Source organism: Undibacterium sp. Ji50W (genome assembly GCF_049340445.1).
Lineage (GTDB): Bacteria > Pseudomonadota > Gammaproteobacteria > Burkholderiales > Burkholderiaceae_D > Undibacterium.
On record NZ_JBMPOX010000032.1, the window covers coordinates 1 to 18,431 of the forward strand.

Below are 18,431 nucleotides of genomic sequence, written 5' to 3' on the forward strand. Positions count from 1 at the left end.
TCGGTTCGTTGTTCATCCGTCAGATTAATTGGCTTGCCCTGATTCATCATTCGATCCACAGAAAGAATACGAATATGACAAACAAAACATTGGCTAGTTCAAACAATTCGCAAGCACTACACTAGTTGCACCTGGCCGGGCAACGGCGTGTCGTCCTGCACTTCGTTTTCATGATATTTGGCGTAGCCGAAGTCCCTGCCAAACTCGATTGAGTGGCCGGTCAGCCAGGGTGCCGTGTATTTACCGCTAGTGCTCATGCCACGGTCGCTTAACTTGAAATCAGCAGGGGCAACGCAGTAGTTGTGTTGCGATTGCACCGGCGATGAGTGCGCGCGGCGTTGTCATAGAATCAGGGACATGATCTTGTGTTCGCCCTGCTCCCGCGAGGGATGTAAACACTGGATAAGCCAAGCGCTACTGGCCGTGCAGTGTTATTTTTACGCCGGGATGATTGAAGCGTTGCGCGGTCATAAAGCTGTAAGCGGCGATGCAAAGAGCTGCGTGGTGATAAAAGCCGTTCTACAATTGACACGAGTGCCAGTCAAGAAAAATTACACCATTTGGCCCCCAAAAATCCTTACGCGCTCCCATCAGGTGCAACTGCCACCGAGATACTGACGATAAACAGGTCCAGGATTTTAATGCTTTCTTCCAGCGCGCCTTCTACCGGCAAACCCCAGCTTGGAAATTGGCCATCAATGTACATACGTGCCAAACCATAGACCAGGGCGCGTGCGGCAATTTGATACCGCTTGATATCGCCAGGGCGAAGCAAGCCCTGCGACGCAGCATCACACATCAGTTCATTCATCCTGACGCGAATTAAATCGTTGCTACCTCTCAACTTAGACCCTTCATAGTCAATCACGGAACGCGAAGATATGACTTGAAAATGTGTGGGGTTAGCAAATGACCACTGTAGAAAGCCGACACCAATAGCGCGGAATTGCATTAATGGATTCTCCTGAGCGGCGGCACGTAATGTGTGTCCTACGGAAGCACCGAGCCGTTCCTGAGCCTCTTCGGCAACTGCGGTGAGTAGTGCCGTGCGTGTAGCAAAGTGACGGAATGGCGCGGCAGGAGAAACACCGACCAGTTTTGCCACTTCGCGCACACTGACAGCTTCCAATCCCTTATCTTCGATCAATTGTACGCAAGCGTCTACGAGCGCTTTCCGTAGATCGCCATGATGATAGGCGCGGGCTGGTGCTTCTTTGCCAGCAGGCTTGCGTGAGTTGTTTTTGGTGGGCTGCATTGTTCATCCGTTACTTTTTTTAAAAATGTAATTGCTGCTTACATTCTAAGCCAGAATCGTTATAATCCATATGTAATCATCGATTACATTAACCAATCTTTTAAGGATACGTATGAAAATTCGAATGAATCCAGTCTGGTTTTACGTCGGTATCATATTTGCAATTTCCGGCGCAAATGCGGCTCTGGCTGCTGATCATACTGAGCATGTAGTGACAGAACAGACTTCCGCATCGGTTGACCTATCGGTAAGTAGCCCGATTGCCCCCTTGCTGGCGAAGGGTGTCGTGGTAATTCCTATCAAGTCGAATGATGTCAAAATCGCGCCGGTCTATGGTGAGGCTGCGGCACAAGTTGTCCCACGTTTGGGACACGTGCATGTCACCTTGGATGGCGCTTCCTGGCATTGGGTACATGCCGATGACGGACCAGTCGTTATACAAGGCTTATCCAGCGGGCGGCATCAACTTACGTTCGAATTAGCTGATGCTGCGCACCGGATTCTTACCAGTCGCAAGCTAGAGTTTGTTGTGCCCTGATGAAGACATGAAGCGGACGGTGACACTTGTCGCTGCCTGCTTCAGCCGCTAGCAGATGGCGACAGCCTCTGCTCAAACTATCCTCGCAAAGGGAAATAAAACGTATCGTAATGCGTTTCACTTATACTGCAGAAAAACTCAGTCTGCGTGGATATCTTCGTTGGCATTGTTGCGCACAAAGTGCTGGTCCTGGATGTCGAAATTCGACGCCGCAATTGCCTTGCTGCTGACGCTGGTCACGCGCCATTGCACGCGCGCTTCGCTGTCGGTGATCAGCAAAGGAAGGCGATATTTCTTACTCCAGCAGACTTTGCTTTCTGCGCCATTGCGTGTCAGGCTGTACCAGTTGCAACTGTCGATGGCTTTTTCTTCAGGCAAGGGCTTGCTCGCCGTGGTCAACTGGTATGCCGCAGTTGGCCTGCTGAGCGCATGCGACATGCTGAACCAGTCGGTGAAATGGCCAATACGGTAAAGGTTGGTACGATCAATGTCGGTGCGTATCTTGCGCTTGAGGTCCAGCACAACCATGCTCCATTCAACTTCCCTGGGCTGCTTGAAGATGAAAGTTTCAAGCGCATCGTCAGTACGGCGCTTGAGGCGCTGGTTACGGTCACGCCACACTTGCACCTCATGTTTGTCAGCGCCCAATTGATAACTGGCCTGGAATTGGACTTGTGCTGGTTCTGCCTTGTCATTAAAGACTTTGTCAAAGTCCAGACTGTTTGCCTGGTTGCTGGCAGCGATGCTGGTGGTGGCACATAGTGTGACGGCCACAAAAAAAATGATGCGTGCAATGCGAGGTATGGAATTAACTGCGATGAAATTCATATTACTTACTTGCCTGGAACGAATTGATCTGGGTAGGCAGCTAGTGCTCCCCCCAGATCATGTGAATCAAAATATCATGTCTGATCAGTTACGCACAGCTTGGGCATAATCGAAATAGCGATAAGTCTTGCCATCAACAGTCAGGTCCTTGACCACCAGGTTAATGGTGTAGCTGCCATTGCTGAGCGCCGCATCCACGGTAGCACCGCTAGGGTCCGTTGGCAGCTTGAACACCAGGCCAGTCGATGGCGCAGTTGGGTTCAACACCGCTGACTTGACCACAGGCGCACTGGTGGTCGCTGGCTTGAGCAAGGCTTCGTTCAGGACGCGACCATCTGCCTGCGGCATGGATTGACCGAGAAGGTAAGCGATGGTCGGTGCCACGTCCACATTGCCAGTCGGGTTACTGATAGTAACGCCACTGCGGAAAGCCGGGCCACTGGCGATCAATGTATTGTGTACATCGATGGGGCTGAAGCTGCCGTGCATGCCGCGGTTGCCGCCTGTGCTTTCAAATTCGATACCCGGCAAGCCATTCACCAGTTGCTGTGAATCCCAGGTAAAACTGACGACGATATCTGGCTGGCCTTTGCCCGAGCGGATGGCGTTTTCCAGGTTGATCATGGACATAGGCAAAGTACCTGGGATGGCACCGTAGCGGCTGTCAACAAAGATCGCGCCATATTCTTCACGTGACTGCAAGAAACGCACTGTGCTGGCAACTGTCGCTGCATCATGGTCTGGCAGATAGAGGTAGTCAGAACCGCCATTGGCAGCGACGACGATGCCGTTGGCTGGCAAACTGGCCGGTACTTTGAAGCTGGCCACTGGCGTTGGCAAGGTGGCGCTGATGGCCTGGTATTTGGTGTTGGCAGCACCGCACAGCGCGCCTGTGGCGTCAGTACCAACGTTTTGGACATTGGTGCCGTCCGCCTTGATGCCATACATGCCACTGGTGCTGCAACCAGCGCCGTCAAATGCCTTGAAGCCGGCAAAGGTCAGCAAGTCTGCTGTACGCACGTCGCCAGAGACAGAGAAACCGCCAACCGCGTCTTTGTCACCCAAAGTGGCATTAGTGATGCCGCTAGTCACCGATGTGCTGGCATTGATAGTGCGCAGCGGGTAAAGGCTGGTTGGGCCAGACACATTGCTGTGCGCATGGTCAGATACGATGATGATATTGGTGGTACTGTCCATGCCAGCCGCTTTCAGGGCAGCTTGCAATTCACCCAGGCGGCCATCTTGCGAAGCCAGTGCCTTGCGGTAATTGGCCGATCCGGGACCATATGCATGTTCAGTATTGTCTGGCGTGCGGAACCAGATCAACGACAGGTCAGGCAATTTTTTTGGCAAGATGAAATCTGTGTAGAGCTTCAACATGTATTTGTTGGCAGCATCTTCTGGCGGCCCCTGGGTGGTGTCGCTGGCATCCCTGACTTGCAGGCCATTCGGCAATGCAAATGTCAAAGCACCGGCACGTGCCGTTGGGTTGCCATTGCTGGCGGCAAGGGTCACGGCACCAGCAGGATAGGCAAATGGCGCGTTCAACGGCAACGCATAATTGGCCGCCTGCAGGTCGGTTGCCAGCGACTGCGGCAAGACTGTGTTTTCGTCGAGGAAAACGCCGCCACGACCCAAATCCTGGATGTAGGCTGCGCCCGATTTACCTATGGTTGCCGTTTTCAAACCGGCATCCTGTGCGGTTTTGAACAAGGTTTTTACCAGCAGCAACTGACCACCGTAATAATCATTAAGCGTGCTGAGGACGGCGTAATCTTCGGTGAATACCGGTGCGACGTAATCCTGGTTAGTGCCAGCAGCAGACTTGCCTACAGGGATAGGAGTAGTCGCATTGGCTTGCGGTGGTGTCCAGAAGGTGTTGCCGTAAAAGCCGCTGGTCTTGGGGAAAGAGCCGGTCGCAAACGAAGAACCATTCATCATCGTGAATGTTGGATACGTCGAATGATGGTCAGCGAAATTGACACCCTGTTGACGCAGGGCGTACAAGTTAGGGGTATCGGTCGCATTGACAGCATCGGGGCGCAAGCCATCCCATACCATGACGATGGTACGTGTCTGGACTGGCGTTGTCGTAACAACTTGGGGTTGCGTAGTCGCGACGGAGCTGGAGCCCCCGCAAGCAGACAAACCGGCAAGTGCCGCGCTTAAAGCGAGAACTAAGGCAGATTGGCGCATAATTAGTCAGTAAAGATGAAGTAAATAAACAACCGGCACTCAGGCTGGCCTCGTTAAAAATTCCTGTGGGAATAGCGGCAGCAACATAAGAATGGTCGACATTCAAGTTTTGCTGCTCGCCAAATGCGCCTATTGCAAATAACGCATGCAAACAGTGGCGAAATCCACTTCAGCACGGATGATAGTCAGGGGAAATGACAAGGCAATGACAGCATCTGGCTAGCGCAGGCAGGCTGAGCACATCGGTGATGCATGCTTGTCCTGGAATGAATGCCCTATAGAGGATAGTCCTGGTGCCAAAGATAAAGCATGCTCGGTTAAGAAAAACAGGACGTTTTTCGAGAATACATGCAAAAATTCAGTAGGACATCGCCATGCGTCCTGGCCTTAATGCCAGACGTGTACTGGTCGCCATCGAATTCAACTCCATTGACTGTTGCAAATGGCCGAATTTCAAATGTGCTGCGTCACGGAGTTACAGGCAAACTGACGCGCCTCAGACACAGGTGTGCCAGTGCCTGTGAACAGTGTCGTAGCAAGCCTTTAAAAGTGAAATGAAGTATTGGTTTGCGAAACCAATACTTCATTTACGTGTAAAGATCTGATCGAATTCCAAAAAAATCTTTAGAAAAACCCAACTCAAACAGAGTCAGCTAATAGGGTCTGTTGAGGTTTCGCATAGGCAACCACAAAAAGACACAGGCCATGGCGACAACAGTTTCATAATTACGTTTTAACTTGTCGAATGATAGCAAACTGTTTCCGAGTGCCCCGGGTGACTGCCACGTCCATCTATTCACCACCAAATCAAGCTGTAAATGTATGAATGACTTCAATGTCACCAACAATATTGTCATTCATCAATTCAAGCTCTTCGGCAGGAATCCACCATTCGGTGTGGATAGCACCGCCCACCGTCTGGATCTGGTAATTATCCATAAAAGTCTTTTTCACCTGGAAGCGTGTCACATAACCTGTGCCACTGGCTTCTACATTCCAGTCCCTTGCGATCTGTATCGCATAATCGACATTCGTCACGGGATAAAAAATAGGTTGTTCCGGCAAGCGAGGCGGCCATTTTTTGTAGCTGCTCTCACGCACAAGCGCCAGTTCATGCGGACCAGTGGGGCGGTAGAGTGTGATGGTTTCTATCGTTGTATTTTTCATTTTTTGAATGCGCATACCTGAATATCTTGTGTTGATTTTTGATGGTATTCTGGCGCTTGCATATCCCGTACAGTGGTAAAGGTAGGGTACTATAGGCAACTTATTTTTAAATTGCAACTAACTTAGTTATAATTTGAGAATAAGATGCGACCTACTGACGAAATATAACAATGCTGGTGAGAGATAACATGGGCAACTGCAACAGCAAGGCCCTCGCCGCTTCATTATCTCGCTCAACTTGCAGCAATTTCCCCAGCAATGATCGCGCCTGCTCATATTGCTCCATTTGCTCATGGCTGGCGGCTATATCGAACAAGGCGCCGGTGTGGCTGTCTTGAGTATCTTGGGTGCTCTCAATATAATGCAGGACGACTACCGCTCTTTGATTGATGCTTGACGATACGACCAGCGTGCTCAATGATACGCTTGCGCCATAAAATTTGCTGACCACCGTCATCCATGACAAAGCCAGCGAAAACTATAAGAACCTGTTTACGATCTGTAGCGAGCGAGCGTCAGCGGGGAGAAGAGCAGCGCAAAAAGCGGAATGTACTCTAAGTACATGAGCATTTTGAGCAGCGCATGAACCCCGCGTGGACTACGATTGCGCACGCGCAGTAAGATAGCAAACAGGTTCTAACGAGACAACTTGTATTTCATCTTCCCGGGAGAATCGATGAACAAGATTTTAAAACGCACTGCGGTCAGCCTGCTGGTGCTGATTGCCTTGGGTGGCACTGCCGCCTATCTTAAAGTACGCAGTTCAGGCCATCCGCAAATCGATGGCGAAATGAAGCTGGCTGGCTTGACAGCACCGGTCAAAGTTCTGCGTGATGAACTGGGTGTCCCGTATATTTTTGCTGCCAATACCCCTGACCTGTTGCGAGCGCAAGGTTTTGTCACGGCGCAAAACCGGCTCATGCAGATGGAATTATTCCGCGCCACCTGGCGTGGCGAACTGTCTGCCAGCCTGGGTGCAGAAGCCCTGCCCAGCGACATACGCATGCGCGTACTAGGCATACGCCGCAATGGCGAACGGCATGCCGAAAAACTGAGTCCGGAATCGAAAGCTTTCTTCCAGTATTACGTCGATGGTATCAACGCTTATATCAAGGCTTATCCGGATGAGCATCCGATAGAGCTGAAAGCCCTTGGCCTGGTGCCGCAGCCCTGGCAGGTGGCTGATCTGATCGCGCTGGTGCACTATGTGCATTACACCCATTCAACCAATTTCAAGGTCGAAGTCATCGCGCAAAAACTGATCGATCACCTGGGCATGCAACGCGCCCGTGAGATTTTTCCGCTCACCATCAATCCTGACTGGAAAAATCCTGCCCCCACTCCACCAACTAGTACTACTACGCCGCTGGCCCAGTCAGTGCAACTGAACCTGGCCTGGAAAGATTTGAACATCGCGCCAGAAACTCTGAACCATCAGGGGCTGGGGTCCAACAACTGGGCGGTCGGGCCTTCGCGTTCGCAATCCGGCAAGGCCATGGTTGCCAATGACCCGCATCTGGACAACCGCATCTTGCCTGGCACTTGGCACCCGATAGGTTTGTTCACGCCGGAGATACAGGCAGTGGGTGCAGCCCTGCCCGGCATGCCGGGGATTTTTGTAGGACGCAACAAGCATGTAGCATTTGGTGTGACCAATGCCTATGGTGATGTGCAGGACTTGTATGTAGAAACCATAGATCCTGCCGACAAAGACCATTATATGGATGGTGGGCGTAGCGTACCTTTCACTGTCATCAATGAAAGCATACGCATCAAGGACAAAAATGCGCCGGGTGGATTTACCGAGCAGGCTTTGAAAATACGCTTTACCAAACGCGGACCTGTCATTACTGATCACCCTGGCCTTGGCCCCAAGGGTGACAAATTGCTGGTCTTGCGCTCTACCGATGCCGAAGTTTTTGCGCCACAAATCGGTATTGAAGGTTTGCTGACTGCTGCCAATGCCAAGGACTTTGACAAGGAAGTGCAGAAGATAGACTTGATGATGTTCAATTTTGTGTTTGGTGATGATCAGGGTAACATTGCCCACAGGGCGACCGGCGCGGTACCGATACGTAGCGGGGCCGATGGCGGATTCCCACGCCTGCCACCAGCTGATGGCAGCGATGACTGGACCGCCTTCATTCCCAAAGACAAAATGCCCGGCATGTTCAACCCGGACCGCGCCTGGGTGGGCACGGCCAATCATGACACGCGTCCCGAAGGTTTTCCCTGGTATTACACCAACTATGTATCACCCAACTATCGCTATACTCGCATAGGACAAGTACTGGGTGCCACACAAAAAATGACAGTGGAAGACCACTGGAAGCTGATGCATGATGACCGCAATTTACAGTCGGATATACTGCGCCCTGCCCTGATCGCCGCACTGGAAAACGACCCGGCCAACAAAGACCTGGCTGTCATCCTGAAAAACTGGGATGGCAGGGACAATGCCGATCTGGCGGCACCACTGGTTTACCAGGCGCTGTATCGTGAAACCGTGATAGGCACTTTCACAGATGAACTGGGGGAAGAGCTGGCAAAAGACATGCTGTCCACCTGGTATTTCTGGCAGCAGCGTTTTGACGCCCTGCTGGCTACCCCTGATTCGATCTGGTTCGACGATGTGCGTACCCCCAACAAGCGCGAAACGCTGGCAGATGTGATACGTGCAGCGGCGCCACGTGCACGTACCAGCCTGGAAGCTCTGCAGGGCAAAGATACTGCCAGCTGGCGCTGGGGCAAGGCCCATACCGTGCGCTTCGTCAGCCCCTTGCGCCGCAACGGTGCCGGGCAGGAATTGCTGGGTGGTTTTACCGTAGAACGTTCAGGCAGCGGTGAAACCGTAAGCCGTGGGGTCTACGATTTCCAGAAACCCTATGAAGCGTTTTTTTTCGCCTCGATGCAGGTCATCGTTGATTTTGGGGACAGCGATAAAATTGAAGCCGCCCTCGCTGGCGGTGTCAGTGAAAGGCATTTCCAGCCACACCAAAATGACATGGCAAAACTATGGGCGAAAAACCAGCGCCGTCCATGGTGGTTTGCCGCCAAACAGGTGGAAGCGCATGCAAGCAATCGACAAACCCTGGTGCCATAATTGTTCATACACTGAAAAGAACGGGCAGCTTGCTGTGAGTTGTCCGTTTTATTTTCTGGCTTAATAAGCCCGAAGCATCGTTTCAACAAATCAAAGTGCATTCCATTCTGTTATTCATTTTCATGAATTGAGAACTGCAACATCTTTGATCATCAATCTGAAAAATTGGAACATCTTCGCTTAAAAGCGCAAAAAGATGTTACGAAAGTGTAACAGCCCAAGCGCAATCGGCTAAAATCAACTCCACTTTAAATTAGAGAAATCAGAGAATCGCATGCCTTGGTACGAACAGAATAAAGATGTCCCTGGTGGAGCAGACACATTTGGGTTCCTGGAAGCCAGTGGTATCGTCAATGGCAAAATCGATCCGGCGGTTGACACGGATTGGTACCGTATGGATATGCAAGCCGGTGTCCGCTACACGATTACACTCAATTCTCTTTCTACCGGTACCAACCTGAATCTGGTCTTGCGCGACAGTGCAGGGAAAATTCTGTACACGGCACTGGCAAATGGCGGCAGCAACAATTCCATCAGCTATACCCCAACTACCAGCGGCGCTTATTTCTGGGATGTTGAAGGTACCGGCACAGCCGGTTTTTATACCATGGCCGCAGCCAGCAATCTCGCTGACGACTATCCAGCACGTGCCAGCACCAGCAGTGTAATAAGCTTGGGCCAGACAAAGTTTGGAACGCTGGAAGGCTGGAGCGACGCTGACTGGCATACGGTGAACCTTCTGGCTGGCCATACCTATACGATATCCAACACCGGTGGCACTCTGTCTAATCCCTTTCTGGAAATCTATGCAAGGGAAGATGACGCATCACTGGCTTTCTCTTCCGGTGGCAGCCTGACTTTTACACCCACGGTCAGCGGCACCTACTATGTTGATATCAGCTCCAATTCGTTAAGAGGTACAGGCACCTATCAATTGCAGGTCAATGAACTGCAAACTACTCAAACGCCAACCATTCAAGTCGGCAATCAGTCTATCAACCGGAATAGCAGCGGCAACAGTGAAATGGTATTCACGCTGACCTTGTCGTATGCGGTGTCTACAGCAGTGACCGTGGTAGCCAAAACACTGGGTGAAACTGCGCAACCTGGTGTTGACTATACGCTGCTGAATCAAACGGTCACATTTCAACCCAATACCACCACTGCCACAGTAAAAGTTCCTATTTTGGGTAGTAGTAATCTGGTTCCCGGACTGGCATTTGAACTCAACTTGAGCAATGCAGTTGGCGCCACCATCAAAGCCAATTATTATGATCCCACTGGCACATTGCAAACGACACGACAGGCAGATGCCTGGGGTGTGATATTTGGTTCAGACTATGGGCCAAGCGGGTATTTGCCAAACGACCCTTACTTTCTGTACCAATGGTATTTGTTCACAACCAGGACAGAACTGACCTGGACTCACGCAACAGGCAAAGGCATCAAGGTTGCGATTTTTGATCAGGGCATCGATGCCAGCAACAGTGATTTGACCAGGAATGACAATGTTACCCTTGGTGTAAGCGCTTATAGTCTGGGATATGGTGGTTCACCTGTTCTCAGCACCGACAATCACGGCACGCTGGTAGCAGGTATCATCGGCGCAGCACGTGACAACAAAGGCATCGTTGGTGTCGCCTACGATGCGCAGTTAATACCTATCTATACGTCGTCTACCTATGGGCAGAAATATTTGACAGAAATCGTCAATGCCTTCACCTATGCGAAGTCGTTTGACATACTGAACAATTCCTGGGGTTACGGCAACCTGCTGGCGCAAAGCACCAACTGGGCGTTTCTCGACAATGCAAACGACCCCAGTTTTGCACCCGCCTTCAAAGCGCTGAAGGATCTGGCAACGGCTGGTCGCAACGGGCTCGGCACTATTGTCGTCCAGTCTGCCGGCAACTCATACAGCGTTGGTGATGACACCAACCTGCATAATTTCCAGAACAGCCGTTACATCATTACCGTTGGCTCAACCGATTACTTCGGCAGCGATTCAAATTTCAGCACCACTGGTGCATCGATACTGGTGTCCGCGCCGGGTGGTGCCGGTTACCGCGACTTCAACAGCATCATTACCACTGACCGTAGTGGTGCAGCCGGTGAAAATCCAAATGATCTTGCATTTTCTGACGGCACTTCATTTTCTGCGCCTATCGTGTCAGGCATTGTGGCATTGATGCTGGAGGTGAATCCCAATCTTGGCTATCGTGATGTGCAACAGATACTTGCCTATACCGCGCGCCAGACCGGTGATCCCAGTGCATGGATCAGCAACGGTGCAAAGGACTGGAATGGCGGCGGCCTGAGATTTGAATCGGTCACGCAATCATCCGGCTTTGGTCAGGTGGATGCACTGGGTGCGGTAAGATTGGCAGAAACCTGGAACACACCCGCACAAACTGTCGCCAACACGAAAGAAGTCATCGCGAGCCAGACTGTTAACCAAGCTATTCCGGACAACAACAGGACCGGCGTCAACAGCACGATAAGTGTTTCCAGCAACCTGACCGTAGAGCGGGTCGATGTCACCGTCAATATTACACATTCTTATATCGGTGATCTGGAAATCGTTCTGTACTCTCCAACAGGTACAGCCAGTTACCTAATGTACCGCCCGTCCAAAGGCAGCCTCAGTGCCTATGGATCAAGCCAGGACAATGTCCACTTCACCTTCGATACCGTGCTCGACATGGGAGAAGCCGCGAGTGGCGCCTGGACCTTGAATGTACGCGACCTGGCAGCCCAATCGGTAGGCACCTTTGATAGCTGGACCATAGACCTGATAGGCCATACCCCCAGCAATAATCACACCTTCGTTTATACCAATGCCTTCCCTGAGCTGGTGAAAGCCGATCCCACGCGCGGTGTACTGAGCGACCCGACCGGCGGTGTTGATACTATCAATGCCAGTGCCCTGAGCCTGGACAACAGGATTGATTTAAGTGGTGCCACGGTGTCCAATTTGAATGGCGGCTTGCTGACTATCGCCAAGGATACCTTCATCCAGAATGCTTACGGTGGCGGCGGTGACGACATACTGATCGCCAATGCCAAAGGCAGCCTGCTGTATGGCATGGATGGTTACGACACCTTGATGGGTGGCGCAGGCAACGATACGCTGGTTGGGGGAGCCGGGAATGACAGTATTGACGGCGGTGCCGGCTTTGATACGGCGCTGTACGGCAGCGCAAGATCCAATTACACCATTACCAAGAACGGTAACGGTTTTACTGTGAAAGATGCTAGCGGTTTGAATGGTACAGACAGTCTGATGAATGTCGAGCGACTGAATTTTTCCGATGCTGCCGTCGCACTCGATATCAATGGCATAGCAGGCCAGGCTTACCGTATCTATCAAGCGGCATTTGCCCGTAAGCCAGATCTTGCCGGTTTGGGGTACTGGATAGCTGACATGGACAAAGGCAGCAGCCTGACTTCAGTCGCGGCAGGCTTCTTCCAGTCGAAAGAATTCCAGGCATTGTATGGCGTCAATCCAGGCACGGACAAGCTGATTACCTTATTGTATGCGAATGTATTGCACAGGACACCAGATCAGGCTGGCCTCGATTATTGGCGCGCCGAACTCTCCAGCGGCCACATTACCGCGGCGGGTGTACTGGCAAGTTTTTCCGAAAGCCAGGAAAACCAGTTGCAAGTCATAGGTGCAATACAAAACGGTATCGATTACCTGACCTATCACGCTTAAGCCTAAGCCCAAGCCTTCACTCTTATGACTGGCAAAGGCACACAGGCCGCTCAGATCAGATCTGCGCTGGCCTGCGTCTGCCGGATTATTTTGGCGTGGCGATGGCGTGCCCGCAAACGCTTGTTGGTGACGACATGACCAACGGTCTCGCCTATCACCATGGCAACGCCCAGCAATGGCAAGACCAGCATCAGGCCCGGCACGCCTGCCAGCTCACCGCCGACAAAAATCATCAGCACCGAAATCAGCGGATGCATATGCAGGCTGCGCCCCAGCGTCAGTGGCATGAAGATGAAATCATCCAGCAAACGCACCATGACAAAGACGGCAATTGCGCCATAAGCCAGCAAGGGTACATCAGGCGCATCAGTGGCGGCCACCAGCACCACCATGATGCAGCCCATCACCGAGCCGACAAATGGCACCCAGGCCAGGATGGCCGATATCAGCGCCAGCAGCAATGGTGAAGACATGCCTATCATCCACAAACCCAGAGCGAGGATGACAGTGTCGATGACCGTCAGCTTCAGCAAACCCTGGAAATAACGACGTGCGGTCTGGTCGACTTCATACATCAGGTATAAAGTCTCTTCAAAAAAAGCATTCGGCACGGCGCGGGCCAGGAAATGCTTGAACTTGCGGCCATCGCGCAAAAAAAAGAAAGTCAGGAAAGGTGTCAGGAAAACAACTGGCAAAAAACTCGCCACAGACATCAGGATGTTCGCTGCATATTGCTGGGCAAAATTATCCGTATTGGCTGCCATCCAGGCATTCACGGTATCGCGGGCATGCGCCTTGCGCAAGATTGATAAATTAGCTTCCAGGGTCTGCATGGTGTTGCGCACAAACTGCAAGCCGCCATCCACATAATGCGTCAACAGTTCTTGCAATGAGCCCATGCGAGTGGCGAAAGTGGTCATCGCATAACCAAGCACCACCCCCATGATGATGAAAAACAATCCACCTACCAGCATGGCAGCCGTTTCACGCGGTATGCCAAACAGGGTAAGGCGCGACACTGCCGGTATCAGGATGTAGTACAGTATCATCGCCAGCAAAAAGGGGACCACCAGCCACAACACCTTCGGCAGTAGAAAAAGCAGCAGGCAGGTTGCCGTCAGCACACCCAGCCAGACTACGGGGCCAGATTCGCGTTGATTCACAGTGCCTCGATACGTGTTGAGTCTGCCATGGAATCGCGCAGGCGACGGCTGATCAAGCGTGCCAGTTCCAGCGATATCTTGTAACCGATCACGGCGTTGGTTTCCAGCAGTGAACTGAAGTCTGCCCGGAAAAACACGGCCACATCACAATTGTCGGCGGCGCGTGCCTGGGCACTGCGCGGTGAATTGTCCAGCAGGGCGACATCACCAAAGAAGTTACCAGCTGCCAATTCAGCAATCACATCGGTGATGACGGCATTGTCCTGCTCGCGGGTACGACAGATGTGTATCCTGCCAGACAGAAGGATATATAAAGCCTGCCCTTCCTCGCCTTCGTCAAAAATCACCTCATTGGCGAGGTAGTGACGGTCGTGCAGCATGCCATCGATAATCTTCAATTCACGCGGGCTAAGGGTAGAAAAGAGCGCCACACCTGACAAACGCCGCAGGCGATCAGATTGTTGCGATGGTTTTATCCAGCCAAGTGCCACTATGCCCCCGATGATGGTCAATGATGTGAATTTGCTGCCTGCTCAGGCGATAATTTGCCCCTAGGCTTGCCAGAAAGGCAGTATCTCGCAGGTTTACGCCCTGATTTGGCAATTTTTATAGCAGTTTTATGCAGATTATGCGGTAAGGCGGATTAATTTCCCATGAAAATTTGATTTTCCTGTCGCCTTAATCGAGGCAGCAAACTGACACGGCAGCGTACTAATACGGTTTGTCCTATGACAATGAAGCCATTCGCCGTCTGACTCCACCGGACTCCATCGCCGGTCTCATACGAATTTCAACTATCCAGATTCCATTTTCAACATAGGCCTTTAACACATAAGCTATCGCAGATTTGTTCGTGTACGTGCTGGGCAGGCAATGTAATACTGGTTTTCCACATTGTCTTCAACATCAGGTTCACCATGTCTTTTGCCTTGCACCGACAAGCCACGCCCACTTCATCCAGCGATCAGCACGACAGCGTGCTTGCCATCGCAACGGCGTTGGCCCATCGCCTGGCAAGCACTGCCGTGGAACGTGATCGCGTCGGCGGCCATGCCCAGCAGGAGCGCGAATGGATACGTGATTCCGGCTTACTGACTTTATCCATACCGCGTGAATTCGGCGGGCAAGGTGCAGACTGGCCGGCGGTCTTTCAGGTCATACGTGTGCTGGCAAAAGCTGATAGTGCGCTGGCCCATGTGTTTGCCTTTCATCACTTGCAGTTGGCCGGTATACAACTGTACGGCAATGCGCAGCAACAGCGCAGCCTGTTGAGCGCAACGGTGGAACAGCAACTGTTCTGGGGTAATGCGCTCAATCCGCTGGACCAAAGAACAACAGCAAAAAAGACTGAGGATGGCTATCTGTTAAATGGCATCAAGAGTTTTTCATCTGGCTCTGTCGGTGCTGACTGGCTGACGATTTCAGCCTGGGATGTCGCCACTGAAAGTGCATTGATCGCAGTGATACCCAGCAAACAGAAAGGTATTGCCATACAGGCTGACTGGGATGCCTTTGGTCAAAAACAAACTGACAGCGGCAATGTGCATTTTGATGATGTCTTGCTTCCAACCGAACTGATATTGCAGCCACCAGGGCAAAACCCCACTCCACAGGCAACATTGCGCTCGCAAGTTGCGCAGCTCATTATGGCGAATCTGTATCTGGGAATTGGCCTGGGGGCATTTGACAGTGCCCGCCAGTACACGCAAGAACAATCGAGAGCATGGTTTGCTGCCGCTGTCGATAAAGCGACTGAAGACCCTTTCATACAGCATCGCTATGGCGAATTATGGTTGCTGTTACGCCCGGCTGTGGTACTGGCAGATCAGGCGGCGTTTGCGCTGGAACAGGCTTTTCGCCAGGGGCCGCTAGTCACTGCCGAAACCCGAGGGGCACTGGCCATCTCGGTAGCGGAAGCAAAATGCCTGGCCCACCATGCCGGTATCGAGGTCAGTTCGCAAATGTTTGAATTGACAGGTGCCCGTTCGACTTCGGCACGTTACGGCTATGACCGTTACTGGCGTAATGTCAGGGTGCATACCCTGCATGACCCTATCGACTACAAATTGCGTGATCTTGGTCGCTTTGTACTGAATGGCAGTTTCCCTGAACCCACGGCCTATTCCTGAATGGTACCGATAGTGAACGCCCCCATCATACAAATCAAATCGGTCAGCAAGGCATTTCCACTGGCGGACGGTACACTTTTCCAGGCGGTCAAATCTGTCAGCCTGGACATTGCCCAGGATGATATCTACGGTTTGATAGGAAAAAGCGGTGCAGGGAAATCGACACTGCTGCGCCTGATCAATTTACTCGAACGCCCGGATAGCGGCGAAGTCATCGTCGCCAACCAGGAACTCACCAGACTAAGCAAGACCGAGCTAAGAATAGCCAGGCAAAACATAGGTATGATTTTCCAGCAATTCAACCTGTTGCAAAACGCCACTGTGTTTGAGAATGTTGCCTTCCCATTGAGGATACATACAAAGCAAAGCAAACAGGCAATTGCACTGCGTGTTGCCGAATGCCTGGACATCGTCGGCCTCGCCAACAAGGCAGACCGTTACCCGGCACAATTATCAGGCGGGCAAAAACAACGCGTGGCGATTGCCCGTGCGCTGGCCAGCAAACCCAATGTGGTCTTGTGCGATGAACCAACCTCTTCCCTGGATGCCGAAACCACCCGTGAAGTGCTGGATACCTTGCGCGATATCAATCAGCGCCTGGGCGTCAGCATCGTCATCGTCAGTCATGAGCTGTCAGTACTCAGTACCATCTGTAACAAGGTGGCCGTAATAGAAGATGGTGGAATTGCCGAGAGTTTTTCGCTGGCAGATACCGGCGTGTTGCGCAAAACGGCACTTGGTCGTGAACTGGCCTTTCATGGCCAGGAAGCGGGCAGCAATGCGCAGTGGAAGGAATTAAACCATGCTTGAAAACCTGATTTCACTGCTGCCTGAATTGGGCACGGCTATCTTGCAGACTTTCACCATGCTGGCCATAGGCCTGACTGCCGCAGTGGTGATAGGTGGCCCTTTGGGTATTCTTCTTTTTCTGGTAGCGGATGGGCAGTCACTACAAAACCGCCCACTGGCCGTCGTCTTGGGGTGGTTGGTGAATACTATACGCTCCTTCCCCTTCATCATTTTGCTGGTGGCACTGGTGCCGTTCACGCGCTTGCTGGTCGGTACATCGATTGGCCCGCTGGCAGCAGCCGTGCCCTTGTCGATTGCTGCCATCCCTTACTTCGCCCGTTTGGTGGAACAGAATTTTCGTGAAGTACCACGCGGCGTGATTGAAGCGGCGCATGCCATGGGCGCGTCAGAGCTACAAATCATTTTTCGCGTCTTGCTGGTGGAAGCGCGCAGTGGCCTGGTATTGGCACTGACCGTACTGGCGATCAGCTTCCTGTCGTATTCCGCAGTTGCCGGAGTGGTAGGCGGCGGTGGTATTGGTGACCTGGCGATTCGCTATGGCTATTACCGCTTCCAGACGGATGTCATGTTTATCACTGTGGCACTGCTGATTGCACTGGTGCAGCTCATACAATTTACCGGGAACCGCGTTGCACGTGCTCTCGACAAACGCTAATTATCTATTTACCAAAAGGACTTCATCATGTACCGTCGCCCATTGTTACTCAGCGCACTTGCTCTTGCACTCGCCACTTCCCTGGCCTCGACTGCCTTTGCCAAAGACCCGAAAGAACTGGTCATCAGTACCAGCGCAGGACCGTATGCGGATCAGGTAAAACTGGGTATCAAACCGATACTGGAAAAACAGGGTTACAAAGTCAAGGTGGTGGAATTCAATGATTATATCCAGCCTAACTTCGCCCTGGCGGAAGGCGCGCTGGATGCAAATGCCTTCCAGCACATCATCTACCTCAAGAAATTCTCGACCGACAATAAACTGGCATTGTCAGAACTGATCAAGGTACCGACTGCACCGATCGCCATCTACAGCAAGAAGCATAAATCATTGAATGAAGTCAAGGAAGGCAGCACGATCGCCCTGCCCAATGACCCAACCAACCAGGCACGGGCGCTGGTATTGCTGGATCAGTTGGGCTGGATCAAATTGCGGGCAAACATAGACCCGATACGTGCATCTGAAAAAGATGTGGCTGACAATCTGAAGAAGATCAAACTGATACCACTGGAAGCGGCGCAACTGCCACGCTCGCTGGAAGATACAGACTTTTCTTTTGTGAATGGCAATTTCGCACTGGCATCGGGCCTGAAACTGAATGATGCACTGGCACGCGAAAAAATCTCGGCCAACTATCAAAACCTGGTCGCCATACGTACCGAAGACAAAAGCAAACCTTGGGTAAAAGACCTGGAAGCCGCCTATCGCTCCAAAGAATTTCTGGAGGTGACCAACAAGCATTTCGCCGGGTTTTCCAAACCTGATTATCAGCAGGCGCTTGAAGTTGCGGCGAAATAAGTACGGCAATA

General features: G+C 51.9%; 15 protein-coding genes. 7 read left to right on the top strand and 8 right to left on the bottom strand.

Translation table 11 applies throughout. The features are described from left to right. Nucleotides 1-116: 116 nt before the first annotated feature. Together ACO0K9_RS26600 and ACO0K9_RS26605 are read right to left on the bottom strand one after the other, a co-directional pair. The gene (locus ACO0K9_RS26600; RefSeq protein WP_422990165.1) at nt 117-257 is read right to left on the bottom strand and encodes a hypothetical protein; all 141 of its coding nucleotides are present in this window, start codon (nt 255-257) and stop codon (nt 117-119) included. A 320-nt stretch (nt 258-577) separates the two neighbouring features. Further along, nucleotides 578-1,255, bottom strand: a complete 678-nt coding sequence (locus ACO0K9_RS26605; protein WP_422990166.1) for a TetR/AcrR family transcriptional regulator — start codon at nt 1,253-1,255, stop codon at nt 578-580. Between the two features lie 112 nt (nt 1,256-1,367). Between ACO0K9_RS26605 and ACO0K9_RS26610 the strand changes: the two genes are divergently transcribed. Beyond that, on the top strand, nt 1,368-1,793 hold the full coding sequence (locus ACO0K9_RS26610) for a DUF6130 family protein (RefSeq protein WP_422990168.1): 426 nt from the start codon (nt 1,368-1,370) through the stop codon (nt 1,791-1,793). 138 nt (nt 1,794-1,931) lie between these two features. On the opposite strand, the gene ACO0K9_RS26615 is transcribed toward ACO0K9_RS26610, so the two are convergent. The 4 genes from ACO0K9_RS26615 to ACO0K9_RS26630 form a co-directional block, all read right to left on the bottom strand. Further along, nucleotides 1,932-2,621 carry a hypothetical protein gene (locus ACO0K9_RS26615; protein WP_422990170.1) on the bottom strand — a complete coding sequence of 230 codons (690 nt, stop codon included), beginning with the start codon at nt 2,619-2,621 and terminating at the stop codon, nt 1,932-1,934. Nucleotides 2,622-2,705: 84 nt separating this feature from the next. Then, complete coding sequence (locus ACO0K9_RS26620) at nt 2,706-4,817, bottom strand: alkaline phosphatase family protein (RefSeq protein WP_422990172.1); 2,112 nt, start codon at nt 4,815-4,817, stop codon at nt 2,706-2,708. 807 nt (nt 4,818-5,624) lie between these two features. Continuing rightward, nucleotides 5,625-5,999 carry a hypothetical protein gene (locus tag ACO0K9_RS26625; RefSeq protein ID WP_422990174.1) on the bottom strand — a complete coding sequence of 125 codons (375 nt, stop codon included), beginning with the start codon at nt 5,997-5,999 and terminating at the stop codon, nt 5,625-5,627. A gap of 136 nt (nt 6,000-6,135) precedes the next feature. After that, complete coding sequence (locus ACO0K9_RS26630; protein ID WP_422990176.1) at nt 6,136-6,441, bottom strand: hypothetical protein; 306 nt, start codon at nt 6,439-6,441, stop codon at nt 6,136-6,138. Between the two features lie 219 nt (nt 6,442-6,660). On the opposite strand from ACO0K9_RS26630, the gene ACO0K9_RS26635 reads away from it, so the two are divergent. Then, entirely contained in the window at nt 6,661-9,087 is a 2,427-nt protein-coding gene (locus ACO0K9_RS26635; RefSeq protein ID WP_422990178.1) for a penicillin acylase family protein, read from the top strand. Nucleotides 9,088-9,361: 274 nt separating this feature from the next. Continuing rightward, on the top strand, nt 9,362-12,805 hold the full coding sequence (locus ACO0K9_RS26640; RefSeq protein WP_422990180.1) for a S8 family serine peptidase: 3,444 nt from the start codon (nt 9,362-9,364) through the stop codon (nt 12,803-12,805). Nucleotides 12,806-12,855: 50 nt separating this feature from the next. On the opposite strand, the gene ACO0K9_RS26645 is transcribed toward ACO0K9_RS26640, so the two are convergent. Together ACO0K9_RS26645 and ACO0K9_RS26650 are read right to left on the bottom strand one after the other, a co-directional pair. Further along, the gene (locus tag ACO0K9_RS26645; protein WP_422990182.1) at nt 12,856-13,968 is read right to left on the bottom strand and encodes an AI-2E family transporter; all 1,113 of its coding nucleotides are present in this window, start codon (nt 13,966-13,968) and stop codon (nt 12,856-12,858) included. After that, a complete protein-coding gene (locus ACO0K9_RS26650; RefSeq protein ID WP_422990184.1) occupies nt 13,965-14,480 on the bottom strand; it encodes a cyclic nucleotide-binding domain-containing protein in 516 nt (171 codons plus the stop codon). The genes ACO0K9_RS26645 and ACO0K9_RS26650 overlap by 4 nt, the downstream gene beginning before the upstream one ends. A gap of 405 nt (nt 14,481-14,885) precedes the next feature. Here ACO0K9_RS26650 and ACO0K9_RS26655 point away from each other — a divergent pair, with 405 nt between their 5' ends. The 4 genes from ACO0K9_RS26655 to ACO0K9_RS26670 are packed head-to-tail and all read left to right on the top strand — an operon-like array spanning nt 14,886 to nt 18,420. Continuing rightward, complete coding sequence (locus ACO0K9_RS26655) at nt 14,886-16,097, top strand: acyl-CoA dehydrogenase family protein (RefSeq protein WP_422990186.1); 1,212 nt, start codon at nt 14,886-14,888, stop codon at nt 16,095-16,097. Then, the gene (locus ACO0K9_RS26660; protein ID WP_422990188.1) at nt 16,098-16,907 is read left to right on the top strand and encodes a methionine ABC transporter ATP-binding protein; all 810 of its coding nucleotides are present in this window, start codon (nt 16,098-16,100) and stop codon (nt 16,905-16,907) included. Next, on the top strand, nt 16,900-17,562 hold the full coding sequence (locus tag ACO0K9_RS26665; RefSeq protein ID WP_422990190.1) for a methionine ABC transporter permease: 663 nt from the start codon (nt 16,900-16,902) through the stop codon (nt 17,560-17,562). Before ACO0K9_RS26660 ends, ACO0K9_RS26665 begins: the two co-directional genes overlap by 8 nt. Before the next feature lie 27 nt (nt 17,563-17,589). Continuing rightward, on the top strand, nt 17,590-18,420 hold the full coding sequence (locus ACO0K9_RS26670) for a MetQ/NlpA family ABC transporter substrate-binding protein (RefSeq protein WP_422990192.1): 831 nt from the start codon (nt 17,590-17,592) through the stop codon (nt 18,418-18,420). Nucleotides 18,421-18,431 lie beyond the last annotated feature (11 nt).